The 17,706-nt window shown below is 63.8% G+C and carries 16 protein-coding genes and 1 tRNA gene; 11 read left to right on the forward strand and 6 right to left on the reverse strand.

From position 1 onward, the window contains the following. Window positions 1-37: 37 nt before the first annotated feature. Window positions 38-1,234 carry a glycosyltransferase gene (locus IDT60_RS06350; RefSeq protein WP_191081305.1) on the forward strand — a complete coding sequence of 399 codons (1,197 nt, stop codon included), beginning with the start codon at window positions 38-40 and terminating at the stop codon, window positions 1,232-1,234. Window positions 1,235-1,375: 141 nt separating this feature from the next. Then, window positions 1,376-1,449 (forward strand) — tRNA-Ile (locus tag IDT60_RS06355). 37 nt (window positions 1,450-1,486) lie between these two features. Here IDT60_RS06355 and IDT60_RS06360 read toward each other — a convergent pair. Beyond that, window positions 1,487-4,261 carry an AAA domain-containing protein gene (locus tag IDT60_RS06360; protein ID WP_164201232.1) on the reverse strand — a complete coding sequence of 925 codons (2,775 nt, stop codon included), beginning with the start codon at window positions 4,259-4,261 and terminating at the stop codon, window positions 1,487-1,489. A gap of 201 nt (window positions 4,262-4,462) precedes the next feature. Here IDT60_RS06360 and IDT60_RS06365 point away from each other — a divergent pair, with 201 nt between their 5' ends. After that, entirely contained in the window at window positions 4,463-5,653 is a 1,191-nt protein-coding gene (locus IDT60_RS06365) for an acyl-CoA dehydrogenase family protein (RefSeq protein ID WP_164201230.1), read from the forward strand. Here the strand turns inward: IDT60_RS06365 and IDT60_RS06370 are convergent. Further along, on the reverse strand, window positions 5,650-6,159 hold the full coding sequence (locus IDT60_RS06370; protein ID WP_164201228.1) for a M23 family metallopeptidase: 510 nt from the start codon (window positions 6,157-6,159) through the stop codon (window positions 5,650-5,652). The genes IDT60_RS06365 and IDT60_RS06370 overlap by 4 nt on opposite strands. Before the next feature lie 401 nt (window positions 6,160-6,560). On the opposite strand from IDT60_RS06370, the gene rpsB reads away from it, so the two are divergent. From rpsB to IDT60_RS06400, 6 genes are all read left to right on the forward strand, one after another. Beyond that, a complete protein-coding gene (rpsB, locus tag IDT60_RS06375) occupies window positions 6,561-7,442 on the forward strand; it encodes a 30S ribosomal protein S2 (protein ID WP_164201226.1) in 882 nt (293 codons plus the stop codon). A 129-nt stretch (window positions 7,443-7,571) separates the two neighbouring features. Beyond that, complete coding sequence (gene tsf, locus IDT60_RS06380; RefSeq protein WP_164201224.1) at window positions 7,572-8,408, forward strand: translation elongation factor Ts; 837 nt, start codon at window positions 7,572-7,574, stop codon at window positions 8,406-8,408. Window positions 8,409-8,534: 126 nt separating this feature from the next. Next, window positions 8,535-9,272, forward strand: coding sequence for a UMP kinase (gene pyrH, locus IDT60_RS06385; RefSeq protein WP_164201222.1), 738 nt, complete (start codon window positions 8,535-8,537; stop codon window positions 9,270-9,272). Between the two features lie 126 nt (window positions 9,273-9,398). Then, on the forward strand, window positions 9,399-9,956 hold the full coding sequence (gene frr, locus IDT60_RS06390; RefSeq protein WP_164201220.1) for a ribosome recycling factor: 558 nt from the start codon (window positions 9,399-9,401) through the stop codon (window positions 9,954-9,956). Then, on the forward strand, window positions 9,956-10,876 hold the full coding sequence (locus IDT60_RS06395) for a phosphatidate cytidylyltransferase (protein WP_191081306.1): 921 nt from the start codon (window positions 9,956-9,958) through the stop codon (window positions 10,874-10,876). Before frr ends, IDT60_RS06395 begins: the two co-directional genes overlap by 1 nt. Before the next feature lie 96 nt (window positions 10,877-10,972). Continuing rightward, window positions 10,973-11,557 carry a DivIVA domain-containing protein gene (locus IDT60_RS06400; RefSeq protein ID WP_191081307.1) on the forward strand — a complete coding sequence of 195 codons (585 nt, stop codon included), beginning with the start codon at window positions 10,973-10,975 and terminating at the stop codon, window positions 11,555-11,557. Window positions 11,558-11,610: 53 nt separating this feature from the next. Here IDT60_RS06400 and IDT60_RS06405 read toward each other — a convergent pair whose 3' ends face one another. From IDT60_RS06405 to IDT60_RS06420, 4 genes are all read right to left on the reverse strand, one after another. Beyond that, a complete protein-coding gene (locus IDT60_RS06405; RefSeq protein ID WP_191081308.1) occupies window positions 11,611-13,077 on the reverse strand; it encodes a cation acetate symporter in 1,467 nt (488 codons plus the stop codon). Between the two features lie 7 nt (window positions 13,078-13,084). Further along, complete coding sequence (locus IDT60_RS06410) at window positions 13,085-13,447, reverse strand: hypothetical protein (protein ID WP_164201213.1); 363 nt, start codon at window positions 13,445-13,447, stop codon at window positions 13,085-13,087. Then, window positions 13,444-14,163 carry a LytTR family DNA-binding domain-containing protein gene (locus IDT60_RS06415; protein ID WP_164201211.1) on the reverse strand — a complete coding sequence of 240 codons (720 nt, stop codon included), beginning with the start codon at window positions 14,161-14,163 and terminating at the stop codon, window positions 13,444-13,446. The genes IDT60_RS06410 and IDT60_RS06415 overlap by 4 nt, the downstream gene beginning before the upstream one ends. Window positions 14,164-14,225: 62 nt before the next feature. Continuing rightward, complete coding sequence (locus IDT60_RS06420) at window positions 14,226-15,416, reverse strand: sensor histidine kinase (RefSeq protein WP_191081309.1); 1,191 nt, start codon at window positions 15,414-15,416, stop codon at window positions 14,226-14,228. 179 nt (window positions 15,417-15,595) lie between these two features. On the opposite strand from IDT60_RS06420, the gene IDT60_RS06425 reads away from it, so the two are divergent. Next, window positions 15,596-15,976, forward strand: a complete 381-nt coding sequence (locus tag IDT60_RS06425) for a DUF485 domain-containing protein (protein ID WP_164201207.1) — start codon at window positions 15,596-15,598, stop codon at window positions 15,974-15,976. After that, window positions 15,973-17,589: a cation acetate symporter gene (locus IDT60_RS06430; protein ID WP_191081310.1), complete on the forward strand. Its 1,617-nt coding sequence runs from the start codon at window positions 15,973-15,975 to the stop codon at window positions 17,587-17,589. Before IDT60_RS06425 ends, IDT60_RS06430 begins: the two co-directional genes overlap by 4 nt. The last annotated feature ends 117 nt before the right edge of the window (window positions 17,590-17,706 follow it).

Raw genomic sequence — 17,706 nt, forward strand, 5'->3', positions numbered from 1 at the left:
TCAGGTGCCCGCACCGTGACCTTCAGGAGCTCTCAACGTGACAACGCCCTCTGACCAGCGCCCCCTGACCATCTTGATCGCCGCGGATACGTATCCGCCCCACATCAACGGGGCGGCGCAGTTCAGCTACCGTCTGGCGAAGGGCATGACCGGCCGCGGCCACAACGTGAATGTCCTGGCTTGCCGTGCGGACAACGGAGCCAGCTTCACTGAGTTCCGCACCGAGGCAACAGTGCACCGCCTCCGCTCGCATGGCGTGTTCACCCACGAATACTTCCGCATCTGTTTGCCCTGGGAAATCAAGAAGGAGATCAGCCTCCTGTTTGACCGGGTCAAGCCTGACGTGGTCCACATCCAAAGCCACTACATGATTGGCGAACACGTCCTGTATGAGGCTGTGAAGCGGGGCATCAGGATCGTGGCCACCAACCACTTCATGCCGGAAAACCTCAACCCGTTCCTGCCTTTCCCGCAGTGGTTCAAGGACATCATCGGCAAGATCTCCTGGAAGGACATGGGGAAGGTCATGGGCCAGGCGGATGTGGTCACCACGCCCACGCCGCTGGCCGCGAAAGCCATGCACCAGCACGCCTTCCTCCGCAAGGTCCTGCCCCTCTCCAACGGCATCGACTCGGCCGCTTATGAGTTGCAGCCCGGCGAGGTCATCGAACCGCATGCGAACCCGACCGTGGTGTTTGTGGGCAGGCTGGCTGAGGAAAAGCACATCGACGTCCTCATTAACGCGGTGGCCAAAACTCCTGCCGAGTTGAATGTTCACTTGGAGATCGTCGGCGGCGGCGAAGTCCGTCAATCCCTCGAAGCGCTAGCCAAACGGCTTGGGCTCGAGGACCGGGTGCGGTTCCTTGGACTGGCCAGTGATGAACAACTCCGGGAGACCTACATCAAGGCGGACCTGTTCTGCATGCCCGGCACTGCCGAACTGCAGTCCCTGGTCACCCTGGAAGCCATGTCGGCCTCCACGCCGGTCCTGCTCGCGGACGCCATGGCGCTGCCGCACCTCGTGCGCGACGGCGAGAACGGCTACCTTTTCACCCCTAACGACAGCGACGACCTCGCAGCCAAGATCACCCGGATCCTGCAGTTGCCCGCGTCGGAGCGCGCAGCGATGGGCCAGGCCAGCCGGCGCATGGTGGAACCGCACAGCATCCAAGGCACTTTGCAGACCTTCGAGGACCTCTACCGCGGCGCCAGCTTCGAAGACAAAGTGGTCTAAGGGCGGGCAAATCGGTGGCCAGGCGGCCGTCGACCTGGCGTGCCAGGCAGCAGCGGTGGTCAGATGCGGCGTCCCCGTTTGCTAGAGTGTTTTTGCCCTGCTGAATCCGAAGTCCTTCCGGATCCGTTCAGTCATGGGCATGGGGCTATAGCTCAGCTGGTTAGAGCGCGGGACTCATAATCCTAAGGTCCTCGGTTCAAGTCCGAGTAGCCCTACGAACGTTAATAGGCATGCCGGGTCAGATCCCGGCAGTCAGATGTCCACCGCCGTAAGCCTGTTACGGATGAGCGGTTCTTCCCCGCTCCCGGTGGTAGGCAGCCGCAGGAGCGGAATACTGTGCGCGCTGCAGATCGCATCCTTCAGGCCGTCCCGGACTTTTTGCAGGGGGTCAGCTTCGTGGAAGGCGAAGCCGTCCACTTCCACCGCGAGGATGGGCATGTTGGTAATCCGGTTGTAGATGACGAAATCCATTGTGGCGCGGTTCCTCACATAGTCCGCCTGCCGGGGCGTAAGCCGGGACAGGTCCGGGAGCAGATTGCGCAGGACCACCTGTTGGGCAACGGCCAGATGCGTGTGGGCGTCCTCGGCAAGAATGTCCAGGAGCAAGGTCCACACGATGTTCTCTGAAGCGAACTTGGACGTGGTGTGAAGGCGGGCAGCCAAGGGCCCCAGCACCGCTGAGTACTCCTTGTACAGGAGATCGAACACGGAGAGGACTGAGCTGTCGAACACGCCGTGTTCGGGGTCTTGGTACTGAATGAATCGGATCAGGTCGCGGAGATGGCGGCTGGCCGGCAGCATGTCGTAATTCGTCACCAGGACAAACCTTTTGACCGCGCGGGAAACCGCCACATTGACCAGGTGCGGGTTGTCCACGAACTGAACCCCGAAACGTCCGTTCCTGGTCTCGTCCAGGACTGTGCTCATGATGATGACGTCCTTGGCGCGGCCCTGGAATTTGTGGACTGTGTCAGCCTGGATGGTATTGACGATGGCTGCTGCCACTTTGTCCACCTGCAGCCGGTACGGGGTCACCACGCCGATGTCTTCGGGGTCCGTGTCCGAACAGAATTTCCGCAGCACCTCCTCGGCAATGACATCCGCTTCCCGCTGATTGGTGCGGCCACCGGCATGTTGCCTCATGTGGTTTCCCTGGGCGGTCCGTACCACTACCAGCGGCCTATTGCCCGGATCGCTGGTGGTGAAGGGGATCAGCTGGCCGCCGTAGAACTTCTTGTTGCAAAAGTCGATGATGGCAGGGTCGCAGCGGTAGTGCTCCCGAAGCATGGTCCGGGGGAGGCCGGTGCCGAATCGTTCGATGATCGAGGACAGAATGCTGTGCCGTTCATAGTCATAACTGGCCGCCGGTGACGGCCGGGCACGCTGGGCTGCATCCGGCTTGGGAATGTGGGGGAGTTGCTGCAGGTCGCCCACCACAATGAGGTTCCGAGCGCGGGAAAGCGCAGAGCCGGCAACCAGCAGGTCCACTTGTGACGCTTCATCAATGATCAGGTAGTCCAGCAGGAAGCCGTCAGGGATGCTGCCGGGCAGGGAGTGGCAGGTGCTGAGTATGACCGGGTAGTCATGGGCAAAAGCGCTGAAGTGCCGGCGGTAGCTCCCCACCGAATAACTTTGTGACCCTCCCGTGGCGTAACGCTCATGCAGGCTGGCATCCAGCGCCTGCCTCGACAGCCGCCGCAGATCGCCGTCGAGCCCGGGAGCGTGGTTCTGGTCGCTTTGCCTTTCCAGCTGCAGGACCTGCTGTTCGAGTTCCGCAATCCGCTTGTCGTAAAAGGCGGCCTGGAGGCGGAGTACCACGTCCGTGTCATAGGGATCGATGTGTTTGGTTGGACCGTACCGGAATCGCCCCCTCACGCGGCGAAAAAGTCTCTGGAACGGACTTTCATTGGCCGGAACGGACGCTGTCTCGGCCAGGAATTCGAGGATACGGACTGACGGCCGCTGCAGGATGGCCAAGGCTGGCAGTGGTGGCAGATCGTGGCTGCCGATGTGCTGGCCGAAGTGACGCCGCTCCAGTTTGAAGGCAGCCAGCTCCTGCCGACGCGTGGCCAGCTCCCTGGCCGTGGTCTGCGCGTGCTGGACTCGCTCGTCGAGGTCTGAAATCTGTCCTGCGGCAGGCCGCGGTACAGGTGTCCTGCCGGCCTTGCGTTGCACCTCTGTGTTGCCGGGGTGGTCGCCGGTGAAAAAATTGACTTTGACTTCGTTGTTCCCCAAGTCTGCTGCGACGTGGCCGAGCCCTTCGGCTGTGAGTTTGTCGCGGACGTTCCTCACCGCAGCGTTGTTGGAGGATACAACGCCCACTGTTTTTCCTGGAGTGCGGATGATGTTGGCCACCAGGGTGAGTATTGTTTCCGTCTTGCCCGTTCCCGGGGGCCCATCGATCACTGATATACGGTGGGTGAGGCCTTTTCTGAGGGCTTCACGCTGGCTGAGGTTTGTAGAGAACGGGAAGATGAGCTCGCCAGGATCAGCCGAGGCATCAGGAGCCGCTCCGCGAAGATACAGATCCAGGACGCTTCCCTGCGGAACCGTCCTGAACTTTTCATAGAGCGGACGCAAAGGATCCTTCGTTTCCAGGTGGGAAACGACGTCGTGCCAGTAGTTGAGGACGTCATAAGCTGCGGGTGGAAGCTCAGCGGCCGGAACTATGGCGAACTCGTCCTGCACGCACATTTGATGTGTCTCGTGCCCGCCGTTTAGTGAAAAGACCCGCCACCAGGTTTGGCCGGGACCATCGAAGCGCCAGACTTCCGTCACTCCCTGCACGAACTGGCCCCGCACGCTGACACAGTCCCTATCGCCGAGGCGTTGCCTTTCGGGATTGCTGAGAACCAGAATTTTCCGGGTGGAGTACCGGTACTTTTTCGGACTTCCCTTGGCCGGCTGGAACGTGAGGTAGGTGTAATCTGCGCCGGCAACGCATTCCACGACGTCGGAGGTCCTGTCGTCAAAACCAGACTCATCCGGGCGACGGATAAGGATGGCCTCGCGGCGTGGGTCAGTCATGTCCATTCCCCCAAGCAAATGATCCCAGCGTCCTTGCAATCCTGACCTTACCCAAGTTAGGTCTCAGGCCTCCTGCCGCATCCACCCACCGTTGCGGGGAAGAGGTCCTTGCGGTAAGTTACTCACCAGTAACTTACTGAACTCCGGGGTTCGTGATCCTCGGAGTTCTGTTCGCCAGAACTGATCCCGAGCGAGGAAACCATGGCCAAGAAATCCATTGACATCAACGATCTTCCATATGCCGACGGTGACTTCTTTGCCTTCGAGCAATTGCTTACGGGCAAGGAGCAGGACCGCCTGGCCGAAATCCGCGGCTTCCTTTCCCGCGAAGTCCGGCCCATCGCCGTCGACTGCTGGAACCGCGGCGAATTCCCCATGGACCTCATCCCCAAGCTGGCTGAAATCGACCTTGTCAGTCCGGTGCGGCGCCAGGGCTATTCGAATCTGTTTGCCGGCCTCGTCCACGCCGAGGCCACGCGTGCGGACACTTCCATCGCCACCTTCCTTGGCGTCCACGACGGACTCTTCACCGGATCCATCGAGGCCCTGGCCTCCCAGGAACAGCAGGACGCCTGGCTCCCGGACATCTATTCATTGAAGAAGATCGGTGCGTTCGGCCTCACTGAACCCCTGGGCGGCTCCGACGTGGCAGGCGGCACCCGCACCACGGCGCAGCGCGACGGCGACACCTGGATCCTCAACGGCGCCAAACGGTGGATTGGCAACGCCACCTTCTCCGACTGGGTGGTCGTCTACGCCCGCGACCTTGCCGACAATCAGGTCAAGGGCTTCCTGGTTGATACAACGCTGCCCGGCTTCAGTGCCTCCAAGATTGAAAACAAGATCTCACTCCGTACCGTCCAGAACGCCGACATCGCGCTGGACAACGTTGTGGTCCCCGACTTCTTCAAACTTGCCGGCGCCAACAGCTTCCGCGACACCAACAAGGTCCTCAAGGTCACCCGGCTGGCCGTGGCCTGGCAGGCAGTGGGGCAGCAGCTCGCCGCGTTCGATGTTGCCCGCCGCTACGCCGTGGAACGCCACCAGTTCGGCCGCCCCCTGGCCTCCTTCCAGCTGGTCCAGAGCCAGCTGGTGCAGATCCTGGGCAACGCCGTCAGCTCGATGGGCATGATGGTCAGGCTTTCCCAGTTGGAGGACGCCGGCCAGGCCAAGGATGAGCAGTCTGCCCTGGCCAAGGCATTCACCACCGCCCGGATGCGGGAAAGCGTGGCGATCGGCCGCAGCCTCCTGGGCGGCAACGGGATCGTGACCGACTTCGAAATGGCCAAGATCTTCGCCGATGCGGAAGCCATCTACTCGTACGAAGGAACCCACGAGATCAACACGCTGGTGACCGGCCGCGCCATCACCGGAATCTCAGCCATCGTCTAGGGCAGCCGGAGCGGAACCGCTGCGGTGACCGGCAGGAGGATCGACGGCCGGAGGTCGATGACGAATTCCAGTGGATTGACGTAGTCATCGCCACGCCTGACCCCCCAGTGGACGCAGTGCAGCGCGCCGCAGTGACCCGGCATAAGCGTTCCGATGACCTCGCCCTTCGCTACGGCGGTTCCGGCCGTTAGGGTGCTCTCCACGGGCTCAAAGCTGCTGCGCAGCCCGCCGCCGTGATCGATGGTGATCACGGGACGGTCAACCACCACGCCGACGAAACTCACAGTGCCGGACGCAGGCGAGGTGACCGGGACGCCGTCGTGCGCTGCGCCAAGGTCCACGCCGCGATGCCCGCTCATCCACGGCTTGTCCGGCGGGTCGAAGGTCCGCACCACTGCAGGCCTGGGCGTGAGCGGCCAGTCCCAGTCCGGGCGCGGAGCCGATGCCTGGGGAACCGTGACTGCCTGGAGCAGCAGGACGGCGGCAAGCACAAGATTAGCTGTCATCCGCCCAGCATTCCGCTGCCGGCCGGCTACCGCGAGTGCCCGGTGCTGCCATGTGGAAAACGGCGGCCGGACGGGCGGAGGCTGTCCTGGGAATATCGGCGCCTGTAGTACACTTGGTGGAGCAGTTTGCTGTGCCCTCAACGCGTTTGCGTCGGCACGCCTCATTCAGGAATGCGGGGGAGCAGCAACTGACTACGCGCATCCAGACCTCCAATTCTAGAGCCCCGGCTTAGTTGAGGAGGATTGCGCCTCTTACGGTCAGGACCCCGGTCCTGATGAGAGTCGCAAGGGATGCCAGGAGCACGGCCCGCCCTGGGCCACGCTAATCAACCGTCAACTATTGGCAGGGTAAGAGGGCCGCGAGGCTTTCTCATGAATGACCTGCCGGAAGGAGCGCCGGCATGCCCGTCGTAACTATGCGCCAGCTGCTTGACAGCGGCGTCCACTTTGGACACCAGACCCGCCGTTGGAACCCGAAGATGAAGCGCTTCATCTTCACGGAGCGCAACGGCATCTACATCATTGACCTTCAGCAGTCGCTGTCCTACATCGACCGCGCCTACGAGTTCGTGAAGGCCACCGTTGCACACGGCGGCACCGTTCTCTTCGTCGGCACCAAGAAGCAGGCCCAGGAAGCAATTGCTGAGCAGGCTACCCGCGTGGGCCAGCCCTACGTGAACCAGCGCTGGCTCGGCGGTATGCTGACCAACTTCCAGACCGTCTCCAAGCGCATCCAGCGCATGAAGGAACTGGAAGAGATCGACTTCGACGACGTCGCCGGTTCCGCGTACACGAAGAAGGAACTGCTGCTCCTTCGCCGTGAACTGACCAAGCTGGAAACCAACCTCGGCGGTATCCGCAACCTGACCAAGGCACCTTCCGTGCTCTGGATCGTGGACACCAAGAAGGAACACCTCGCCGTTGACGAGGCCAAGAAGCTGAACATCCCGGTTGTGGCCATCCTGGACACCAACTGCGATCCTGACGAAGTCGACTTCCCGATCCCGGGCAACGATGACGCCATCCGCTCCGTAAACCTGCTGACCCGCGTTGTCGCCGACGCCGTTGCCGAGGGCCTCATCGCCCGCAACCAGCGTGCAACCGGCACCACCGAGGCTCCGGAAGAGCCGCTGGCTGAGTGGGAGCGCGAACTCCTCGAAGGCAGCAAGACCGAAGAGGCTGCTGCCGCTCCGGCTGCAGAGGAAGCTGCCGCTCCGGCTGCCGAGGAAGCCCCGGCTGCTCCGGCTGCTGAGGAAACGCCCGCCGCCGACGCGGACAAGTAAGACAAGTAAATCCCGGATTCTCCGGTGCTGCCCGCAGCGCCGGATCACTGACAGGATGGCGGCTCACCCGGTGAGCCGCCATCCTGTCGGTCCGTACACCACATAAATTTTCTAGACAGAGGGGTTCACATGGCGAACTACACTGCCGCTGATATCAAGGCTCTCCGCGAGCGCACCGGCGCCGGCATGATGGATGTCAAGAAGGCACTCGACGAAGCCAACGGCGACGCCGAAAAGGCCATCGAGATCATCCGCATCAAGGGCCTCAAGGGCGCTACGAAGCGCGAAGGCCGCTCCACCGCTGAAGGCCTCGTGGCCGCAAAGGTCAGCAACGGCGTTGGCGTCATGATCGAGGTCAACTGCGAGACGGACTTCGTTGCCAAGGCTGACAAGTTCATCCAGCTGGCCGACAAGGTCCTGACGGTTGCTGTGGAGTCCGGCGCTGCCGATCTCGACACCCTCCTCGCCACCACGGTTGACGGCAAGCCGCTGTCCGAGGTTGTCGTCGAAGAGGGCGCAATCCTGGGCGAAAAGGTTGTTGTCCGCAGGATCTCCCGCATCGAGGGCGGCACTGTCGACGCTTACCTGCACAAGACCTCCAAGGACCTCCCGGCCCAGGTCGGCGTCCTGTTCGCTGTCGACGGTGAAGGCGAAGCCGCTGCAACCGCCGCACACGACGTTGCAGTCCACATCGCCGCCATGTCGCCGAACTACCTGACCCGCGAAGACGTTCCGTCCGAGCTGGTCGAGTCCGAGCGTCGTATCGCCGAAGAGACCGCCAAGGCTGAGGGCAAGCCCGAGGCAGCACTCACCAAGATTGTGGAAGGCCGCGTTACGGGCTTCTACAAGGGCGAGGTCCTGGTAGACCAGGCATTCGCCAAGGATGCCAAGAAGTCCGTGGCGCAGGTTCTCGAAGAGGCCGGCGTCAAGGGCACGTCCTTCGCACGTTTCCGCGTCGGCTCCTAGTCGAATCCGCAAAGGGGTGGCCACTTCGGTGGCCGCCCCTTTTGCATGCACCCGGCAAGGGCCGGATGAGACCTTTGGCCGCCCAGCACGATAATCTTTTTCAGAGTCCACAACGGGAAGGCACCCATGGAAGCCGTCAATACTTCAAGCCAGCCAGAAAAGAACCGGCGCCGCGTCCTCCTGAAGCTCTCAGGTGAGGTCTTCGGTGGCGGAAAACTGGGCGTTGACCCCGACACCGTCCGCGGTGTGGCCAAGCAGATCGCCGCAGCAGTTCCCGACGTCGAGGTTGCCATAGTGGTGGGTGGCGGCAACTTCTTCCGCGGGGCCGAACTGTCCCAGAGCGGCATGGACCGCTCACGCGCGGACTACATGGGCATGCTGGGCACGGTCATGAACTGCCTGGCCCTGCAGGACTTCCTGGAGCAGGCCGGCGTTGAAACCCGGGTCCAGAGCGCCATCACCATGGGCCAGGTGGCCGAGGCCTACATTCCGCGCCGTGCCATCCGCCACATGGAAAAAGGCCGCGTTGTCATCTTCGGCGCAGGTGCCGGCCTGCCGTATTTCTCCACCGATACCGTAGCGGCCCAGCGGGCCCTTGAAGTCCACGCCGACGTTGTCCTGATGGCCAAGAGCGGTGTGGACGCCGTCTACACAGCCGACCCCAAAAAGGATCCGGAGGCCGAGCGCCTGGACACCTTGAGCTACGACGAAGCCCTGCGCCGGGACATCCGCGTGATGGACCAGACCGCAATGACCATGTGCAAGGACAACAACCTGTCCATGGTCGTCTTCGGGATGGAAGGCGAAGGGAACGTTACCCGCGCCATCCGGGGCGAAAAGCTGGGTACGCTGGTGACCCCCTAGCTACGGCTAGGATGATCTGAGCACGGTTCCATCCCGCTGGCCGGGGCACCAATGGAACCAGGAACACTGAACCAAGATTGTGCATGGAGCCGGTAGCCGGACTGCACTGATTTCTGAGGAGAGACCGTGATCGAAGAAACCTTGCTCGAAGCCGAAGAGAAGATGGACAAGGCAGTAGAGGTAGCCAAGGAAGACTTCGCCTCGATCCGGACCGGTCGGGCAAATCCGGGGCTCTACAACAAGGTGCTGGTGGACTACTACGGTTCACCCACCCCGCTGCAGCAGCTCGCGTCGTTCGCCATCCCGGACGCACGCACCATTCTCATCACCCCGTTCGATAAAACTGCCCTGCGCGATATTGAACGCGCCCTCAGTGACTCCGAGGTGGGCGCCAACCCCTCCAACGACGGCAACGTCATCAGGATCACCATCCCGGACCTGACCCAGGAACGCCGCAAGGAATACGTCAAGATCGTCAAGACCAAGGGCGAGGACGCCAAGATTTCCATCCGGAACATCCGGCGCAAGGCGAAGGAAACGCTGGACAAGCTGGTCAAGGATGGCGAAGCCGGCGAAGACGAAGGTAACCGCGCTGAAAAGGAACTCGACGCGCTGACCAAGTCTCACGTGGACGGCATCGACGAGCTGCTCAAGCGCAAGGAAGCAGAGCTGCTCGAAGTCTGATGAGCCAGGCAGAGCAGGCCCCGGCACAACGGGCGCGCACCAAGGGGAAGCCGCGGAGCAACCCGACCCCTAAAGCCGGCCGGAATCTTCCGGCAGCCATAGTGGTGGGCCTGGCCATGCTGATCGGTGTGCTGGGCGGGCTGCTTTTCCTGCCCCTCGGATTCGTTGCCGTCACCACAGGGTTCGCAGTCTTCGGAGTGTGGGAAATCTTCCGCGCCCTGGAGGCAAACGGGACCCGGATGCCTATTGTCCCGGTCATGGTGGGCACCGTGGGCATGCCGTTCTCCGCGTACTTCGGCGGTGTGGAAAGCCTGCTTTTCGCCATGCTCCTCAGCTGCGTCGCCGTGCTCCTCTGGCGATCGGTGGAAAGCCCCGCCGGTTCGGCGAACAGCATCTTCGCCGGTGTATTTACGCTTGGCTGGGTGCCGTTTTTCATCAGTTTCGCCGCCCTGCCGCTCCATGCCACCGGTGTAGCCGCCCCCCTGGGACTCTGGCCCGGCGGATCAATCCCGCCCGGAGCCTGGCAGGTGGCAGTGATGCTCCTGCTGGTGGTCTCGAACGATACCTTCGGCTACCTTGTGGGAGCCTCGCTGGGCAAGCACCCCATGGCCCCGAAGATCAGCCCCAAGAAATCCTGGGAAGGGTTCGCCGGATCAATCGCCGGCGCCATGCTGATCGGCATCCTGGCCTGCCTTTTCATCCTGGACAAACCCTGGTGGGTGGGAGTGGTCCTGGCCGTGGGCCTGGTCGCTGCGTCCACCGCGGGAGACCTGGCTGAGTCCATGGTCAAGCGTGAACTCGGCATCAAGGATATGAGCAGTATTCTGCCCGGGCATGGCGGTGTGATGGACAGGCTGGACTCCATCGTCTTTGCTTCACCGGTGGCGTTCGTCCTCTTTTCGATGGTTTCGGGGGCCTGATCCTGCACGTCCCCGGATGGCCGCCCCGCCCGTCCGGCACCGGCCGCGCCAATAGACTGGTACAAAACCCGGCTTCACAGCAACAAAGGAACAACAGTGGCTTTGGATTTTCAACGGAAAATTCCCGCGTCGTTTGAGCGAGTGCGGGGCAACGAATTTGGTTACAACGCCAAGCAGGTGGACCAGTTCCTCAAGAGCGCCAGGGTGGCGCTCGAGACACCCCAGGCCGCCATCAATGCCATCAGCAGCGCCGATGTCCGTGGCGTTTCCTTTGATCCGGTCAAGGGCGGCTACTCCGCAGCCGTGGTGGACGCGGCGCTGGACCGGCTCGAAGACGCGTTTGCCCGCCGTGAACGGGATGAGCTGATTGCAGCCCGGGGTGAAGAGGCATGGCTGCGGGAGATCGGCAAACTCTCGGGGATTCTCCGCGGCCGCCTGCACCGCCCTGACGGCGAACGTTTCCGCCGGCCCGCCAAAAAGAAAGTCCGCAGCTACAACATCGCGGACGTGGACAAACTTTGCTACGACCTGATCGGTTACCTCGAAGAGGACCAGCCGCTCAGCGTGGACAGCGTCCGCCGCGCCGTGTTCCGCCCGGCGGCGGGCCAGGACGGATACGAGGAGACCCAGGTTGACGCCTTCCTGGACCGCGTTGTCGAACTCATGGCAGCCATCGACTAGTCCCGGGTGTCCGGCCCCGCGCAGGTAGCCGTCAACCGAAGAGCCGGCGAGGCTCAGCGTTCCGTGACCAACGGCCGTTCCGGCGTGTGCAGCCTTGTCATGACCCGGGTCATGGTCTTGGGAATCCGGTCTTTGGTCCCGCGGGAGACGAACACCATGACGGCGAACGCGGCGGGCACGGTCCACGCCGCCGGTTGGGCCAGCCAGAACGGCGTTCCCGTGGCGCCCAGGACAGTGCCGCACACCATGGCGCCACCGCAGAGGACACCGCCTGTGACCATTCCGGCAATCGCACCGGTGTCGGTGAGGCCCCGCCACCAGATTCCCAGCAGGAGGACCGGGCAGACCGTGGAAGCGGTAAAAGCGAACACGAGGCCCACGCTGCCGGCCAGCGCCAGGGAATCGGTCATCACGGCGAAACCCAGGGGCACGAGGGCGGAGATGACGGCGGCGAGCCGGAATCCGCGGACACCGCCGCCCAGGACGTCCTGGCTGATGACGCCGGCGAGCGACACCACCAGCCCGGATGTGGTGGACAGGAAGGCGGCAAACGCCCCGGCCACCACGAGGGCCGAGAGCAGGTCACCGGCAGTTCCGCTGATCAGCTGCCCCGGCAGGAGCAGGACCACCGCGTCCGCCCGCCCGGACCGGGCGAGCTCGGGCGCGAACATCCGCCCTGCCAGGCCATAAGCAGTAGGAAACAGGTAGAAAACCGAGAGCAGGCCGAGCACTATCAGGGTGGTCCGCCGTGCCGAGCTTCCGTCGGGATTGGTGTAGAAGCGCACCAGGACGTGGGGGAGGCCCAGGGTTCCGAACAGCAGCGCAACCAGCAGCGAGATGTTCTGGTACGCGCTGGCAGGAGCCATCGCGGTGGGGTTCACCGTTGCAGGGGCGACGGCGGCAGTCCCGTTGCCGGCAAGGGTGAAGACGATGAAAAGGACCGGCACTGCGAGGGCCGTGAGCTTCAGCCAGTACTGGAATGCCTGCACAAAAGTAATGGAGCGCATGCCGCCTGCCACCACGGTCAGGCACACCACAATGACCACGGCCACGGAGCCCACCCAGGCGGGAAGCCCGGTGGTGATCCGGATGGTCAGCGCCGCGCCATGGAGCTGGGGGACGATGTACAGCCAGCCCACCACAACCACCACCAGGCTGGTAACGCGGCGGACGGCCCGCGAATCCAGCCTCGCCTCGGTAAAATCCGGGATGGTGTAGGCCCCCGACCGGCGCAGCGGGGCCGCCACAAACAGCAGCAGCATCAGGTAGCCCGCGGTGTAGCCGACAGGGAACCAGAGGGCGTCAGTACCGGAGAGCAGGACCAGCCCGGCCACGCCAAGGAAACTCGCCGCGGACAAATATTCGCCGCCGATGGCCGAGGCATTCCACCACGGCCGGACCGTGCGGGAGGCGACATAGAAATCCCCGGTGGTGCGGGAAATCCGCAGGCCGTAGAAACCGATGACGGCAGTGGCGACGGAGACCACAACCAGAGCCACCACACCGACGGCGGGATTCATCAGGAAGTCACCTGTCCCCGGCCAGGTCGCGGTACCGGGCCTCATTCCGGGAAGCCGTCCGGATGAACAGCCAGGCGCTGAGGCCGATGACCGGATAGATTCCGGCCCCGAGCAGCAGCCAGTCGAAGGGGATGCCCGCAATCCGGGTTTCAGCCAGGCCGGGCACGGCGGCCAGCAGCACGGGGAACGCGCCAAGAATCAGCATGAACCCGACAGCCACCACCAGGGCCAGCCGCAGCTGGGAACGGATGAGGGACCGGACGAAGACCTGTCCCACGTCCGATTCCTCGGCAGCTTCGCGTGATTCGCCGGCAGGGCGCGGAGCCGACCTCGGTGCCGACCGCGGTGCCGTGACCCGGACGCGGGTCATGCCTGCGGCCGGATGCGGGTGGCCTCCAGCTTTTCCCTGACCGTGGGAAGGTGCCGGCGGCTGATGGGGAGGCTGGCGCCGGCCACCGAGACGCTGGGCTTATCCGCCGCCAGCTTCATGGACGACACGTGTTTCAGTGCCACCAGGTAGGACCGGTGTGTCCTGATGAAGCCCGCCTCCGCCCATTGCTGTTCCAGGTCGGCCAGCGGCACACGGATGAGGTAGCTCGCGTCGACGGTGTGCAGCCGGGCGTAGTCGCCCTGCGCCTGGACGTACGTGACGTCGTCGCGCCGGATCATCCTGGTGGTCCCGCCCTGGTCCACGGTGATCATCTCAGGTGCGGCGGCGCCGTCGCGCATCAACTCACTGATCCTGCCCACCGAGCGGGCCAGCCGCTCGGCCCGGATGGGCTTGAGCAGGTAGTCGATGGCCGCCAGCTCGAAGGCTTCCAGCGCGCAGTCCTCATCGGCGGTGACAAACACCACCGCCGGGGGTTTGCTGCTGCGGGCAATGGCGCGGGCAACATCGAGGCCGGACACGGCGGGCATGTGGATGTCAAGGAAGACGGCGTCAACGGATTCGGTGGTCAGGGCACGCAGGGCCTCGGAACCGGAGGAAGCGCGGTGGATGGTGCCGATGCGGTCGTCCCTGCCCAGCAGGTACGCCAGTTCCTCCACGGCGGGTAACTCGTCGTCTGCGACGAGGACGTTAATCATAGGTCCTACATTAGCCGCCGGAGTCGGATGGAAGGAGGCGGCCGGGATCAGGGAAGCCTGAATCAGGCGTCATGGCCGGGCTGGGACTTCGGGACGCGCATGGTGATCAGGGTCCCCTCACCGAGGGCGGTCTCGATCACCAGGCCGTGCTGGTCCCCATAGACCTGGCGCAGGCGTGCGTCGACGTTCCGCAGCCCCACGTGGTCCCCGTCCCGGTGGCCGGCCAGCATGGACTGGAGCTCGGCAGGATCCATCCCCACGCCGTCGTCCTCGATGGTCACCTCCGCAAAGGCCCCGGAATCGTTGGCGGTGATGGTGATGTGGCCTTCTCCTTCCTTCGCCTCCAGGCCGTGCCTTACGGCATTCTCCACGAGTGGCTGCAGGCTCAGGAATGGGATGACGGTGCTCAGCACCTCCGGCGCGATCCGCAGGCTGACCTGGACGCGCTCCCCGAAGCGGGCCCGCTCCAGCAGGAGGTACCGGTCGATGCAGCGCAGTTCCTCGGCCAGCGTGGTGAAGTCACCGTGCCGCCGGAAGGAGTACCTCGTGAAATCGGCGAACTCCACCACGAGTTCGCGGGCACGCTGGGGATCGGTGTTGATGAACGACGCGATGGCGTTGAGCGAGTTGTAGATGAAGTGCGGGCTGATCTGCGCGCGCAGGGCCCGCACCTCGGCTTCCATGAGCAAGGTCCGGGATGCATCAAGTTCCGCCAGCTCCACCTGGACGGCCACCCAGTCGGCCACTTCTCCTGTGGCACGGACCAGCCCGGCGCCCGCGGACGGGGCAAACGCCGCCACCACGCCCACCACCCGCGATCCGGCGCGCACCGGGGCGATGACGGCGGCGAGGCCGCCGGCGGCACGTTCGGCGCCCAGGTCCCGAGGCTGGAGCACAGCTGTCCGTCCTCCGCTCAGGACGTCCGCGGCAAGGTCCATCAGCCGCGGTTTCAGGTCCTCAGCGGCGCCGTCCCAGGCGAGGACCCCTGCGGTATCGGTGATGGCCAGCGCGTCACAGCCGAGGAGATTGCGGAGCTGGCGGCTGGCCTTGGCTGCCCCGGCAGGGTTCAGCCCGGTCCGCAGGTGCTGCCCTGCGCGGGACGCGGCGTGCAAAGTGTTGTACGTGGCGCGCTCGGCATCGGTGCCCAGGTCACGGAAGGACCGCAGCACCTTGATGCCCACACCGACGACGACGGCGATCGCCAGGACGATCACGGCGATGGCTGCTGCGGTGAGGAGTGGGGAGTCCGGCATGGTGCCCAGCGTAGTGGCGGGTGCCGTTTGCCGCAGCATCGCGACCGTTGAGCGACCATTGCACCCGCTGCTCTGGAATGTAGCGCCCGTCACGGCGCAAGGTGATTGCAGTCACATTGGCGATATCCCGGTTGTCGGGGGCAGCCGGTGGGCCACTCAACTCTCAATGAGGAGGAACGATGGGTAACGATGCCCACACTCCGGACGCAGCGGCGTCCGTGGACTTCGAACAGGTCCAGTCGACGGCGCGGTTCCAGGAACTGCGCAGACGTCACCGTAGCTTTGTGTTCCCCATGGCGGTCGCGTTCCTGTTGTGGTACTTCGCGTACGTCCTGCTCGCAGACTACGCAGTAGGTTTTATGTCCACCAAAGTGTGGGGCAACATCAACATCGGCCTGATCCTTGGCCTGCTGCAGTTTGTCTCCACCTTCGCCATCACTGGCTGGTACGTCAGCTACTCCAACCGGAAGCTTGACCCGATCGCGGCCGAGATCCGCCACGAAATTGAAGGCCATGAATTTGATAAGGACGGCAACCGCGTGACTGGAGTGAACAAATGATCGGCATTGCCACGGCGGTCAACGTCGCCGACCTTAAGGAAACCACCCTTCTCAACATGGGCATCTTCGGCCTGTTCGTCGCGGTGACCATGGTGATCGTGATCCGGGCCAGCCGAAACAACAAAACCGCCGCCGACTACTACGCCGCCGGCCGCTCGTTCACCGGTTCCCAGAACGGGACCGCCATTGCCGGCGACTACCTGTCCGCCGCCTCGTTCCTGGGCATCACCGGGGCCATCGCCGTCAACGGCTATGACGGCTTTATGTACTCCATCGGCTTCCTGGTGGCCTGGCTCGTGGCGCTGCTGCTCGTGGCAGAGCTGCTGCGGAACACGGGCAAATTCACCATGGCCGATGTCCTCTCCTTCCGGCTCAAGCAGCGGCCGGTCCGCATCGCGGCCGCCATTTCCACCCTGGCTGTCTGCTTCTTCTACCTGCTCGCGCAGATGGCCGGAGCCGGCAGCCTGATCTCGCTCCTGCTGGGCATCAGTGACTGGGGCGGCCAGGCGCTGGTGATCATCGTCGTCGGCGCCCTGATGATCATGTACGTCCTGATCGGCGGGATGAAGGGCACCACCTGGGTCCAGATCATCAAAGCTGTCCTGCTTATTGCCGGTGCAGCCGTAATGACGCTCTGGGTGCTGGCCATCTACGGCTTCAACCTCTCCAGCCTCCTCGGTGCCGCTGTTGAAACCTCGGGCAACCCCGCGGTACTGAACCCGGGCCTGCAGTACGGCAAGTCGGAGACGTCCAAGCTGGACTTCATGTCCCTCGGCCTCGCGCTGGTCCTGGGGACCGCGGCGCTGCCGCACGTGCTGATGCGCTTCTACACGGTGCCGACAGCCAAGGAAGCCCGGAAGTCCGTGGTGTGGTCCATCTGGCTGATCGGGCTCTTCTACCTCTTCACGCTGGTGCTCGGTTACGGTGCAGCCGCACTGGTTGGTGCCGAGACCATCAAGTCCGCTCCGGGTGGCGTTAATGCTGCGGCACCGCTGCTGGCCTTCTACCTGGGCGGCCCGCTGCTGCTCGGCTTTATCTCGGCGGTGGCGTTCGCGACCATCCTCGCCGTTGTGGCCGGCCTCACCATCACCGCGGCCGCATCCTTCGCCCACGACATCTACGCCAATGTCATCGCCAAGGGGAAGGCCGACGCCGATACTGAGGTCAAGGTGGCACGGCGCACCGTAGTGGTCATCGGCATCCTCGCCATCCTGGGCGGCATCCTCGCCAACGGCCAGAACATCGCGTTCCTCGTGGCCCTGGCCTTCGCCGTTGCAGCGTCGGCCAACCTGCCCACCATCGTCTACTCGCTGTTCTGGCGGCGGTTCACCACCCAGGGCGCGGTGTGGAGCATGTACGGCGGCCTGGGCTCGGCGATTCTCCTGATCATCTTCTCGCCCGTCGTCTCCGGCGGAGCGACCTCCATGATCAAGGACGCGAACTTCGCCATCTTCCCGCTCAACAACCCGGGCATTGTGTCCATTCCGCTGGCGTTCCTGCTCGGCTGGCTCGGCACCGTGCTGGACAAGAAGCGCGAGGACACCACCAAGCAGGCCGAGATGGAGGTTCGCTCACTCACCGGCGTCGGCGCGGAGAAGGCCGTGGATCACTGATCCCCGGACAATAGATCCAGCCAAACGTACGACGGCGGCCCGCAGCCGCCGTCGTACGCTTAAGGAAAGGCCCGCGTCCCCTTCAGGGACCGCGGGCCTTTCCTCTATCCGGGGGAG

Origin of the sequence: Pseudarthrobacter sp. BIM B-2242, from assembly GCF_014764445.1 — a bacterium.
Taxonomy (GTDB): domain Bacteria; phylum Actinomycetota; class Actinomycetes; order Actinomycetales; family Micrococcaceae; genus Arthrobacter; species Arthrobacter luteus_A.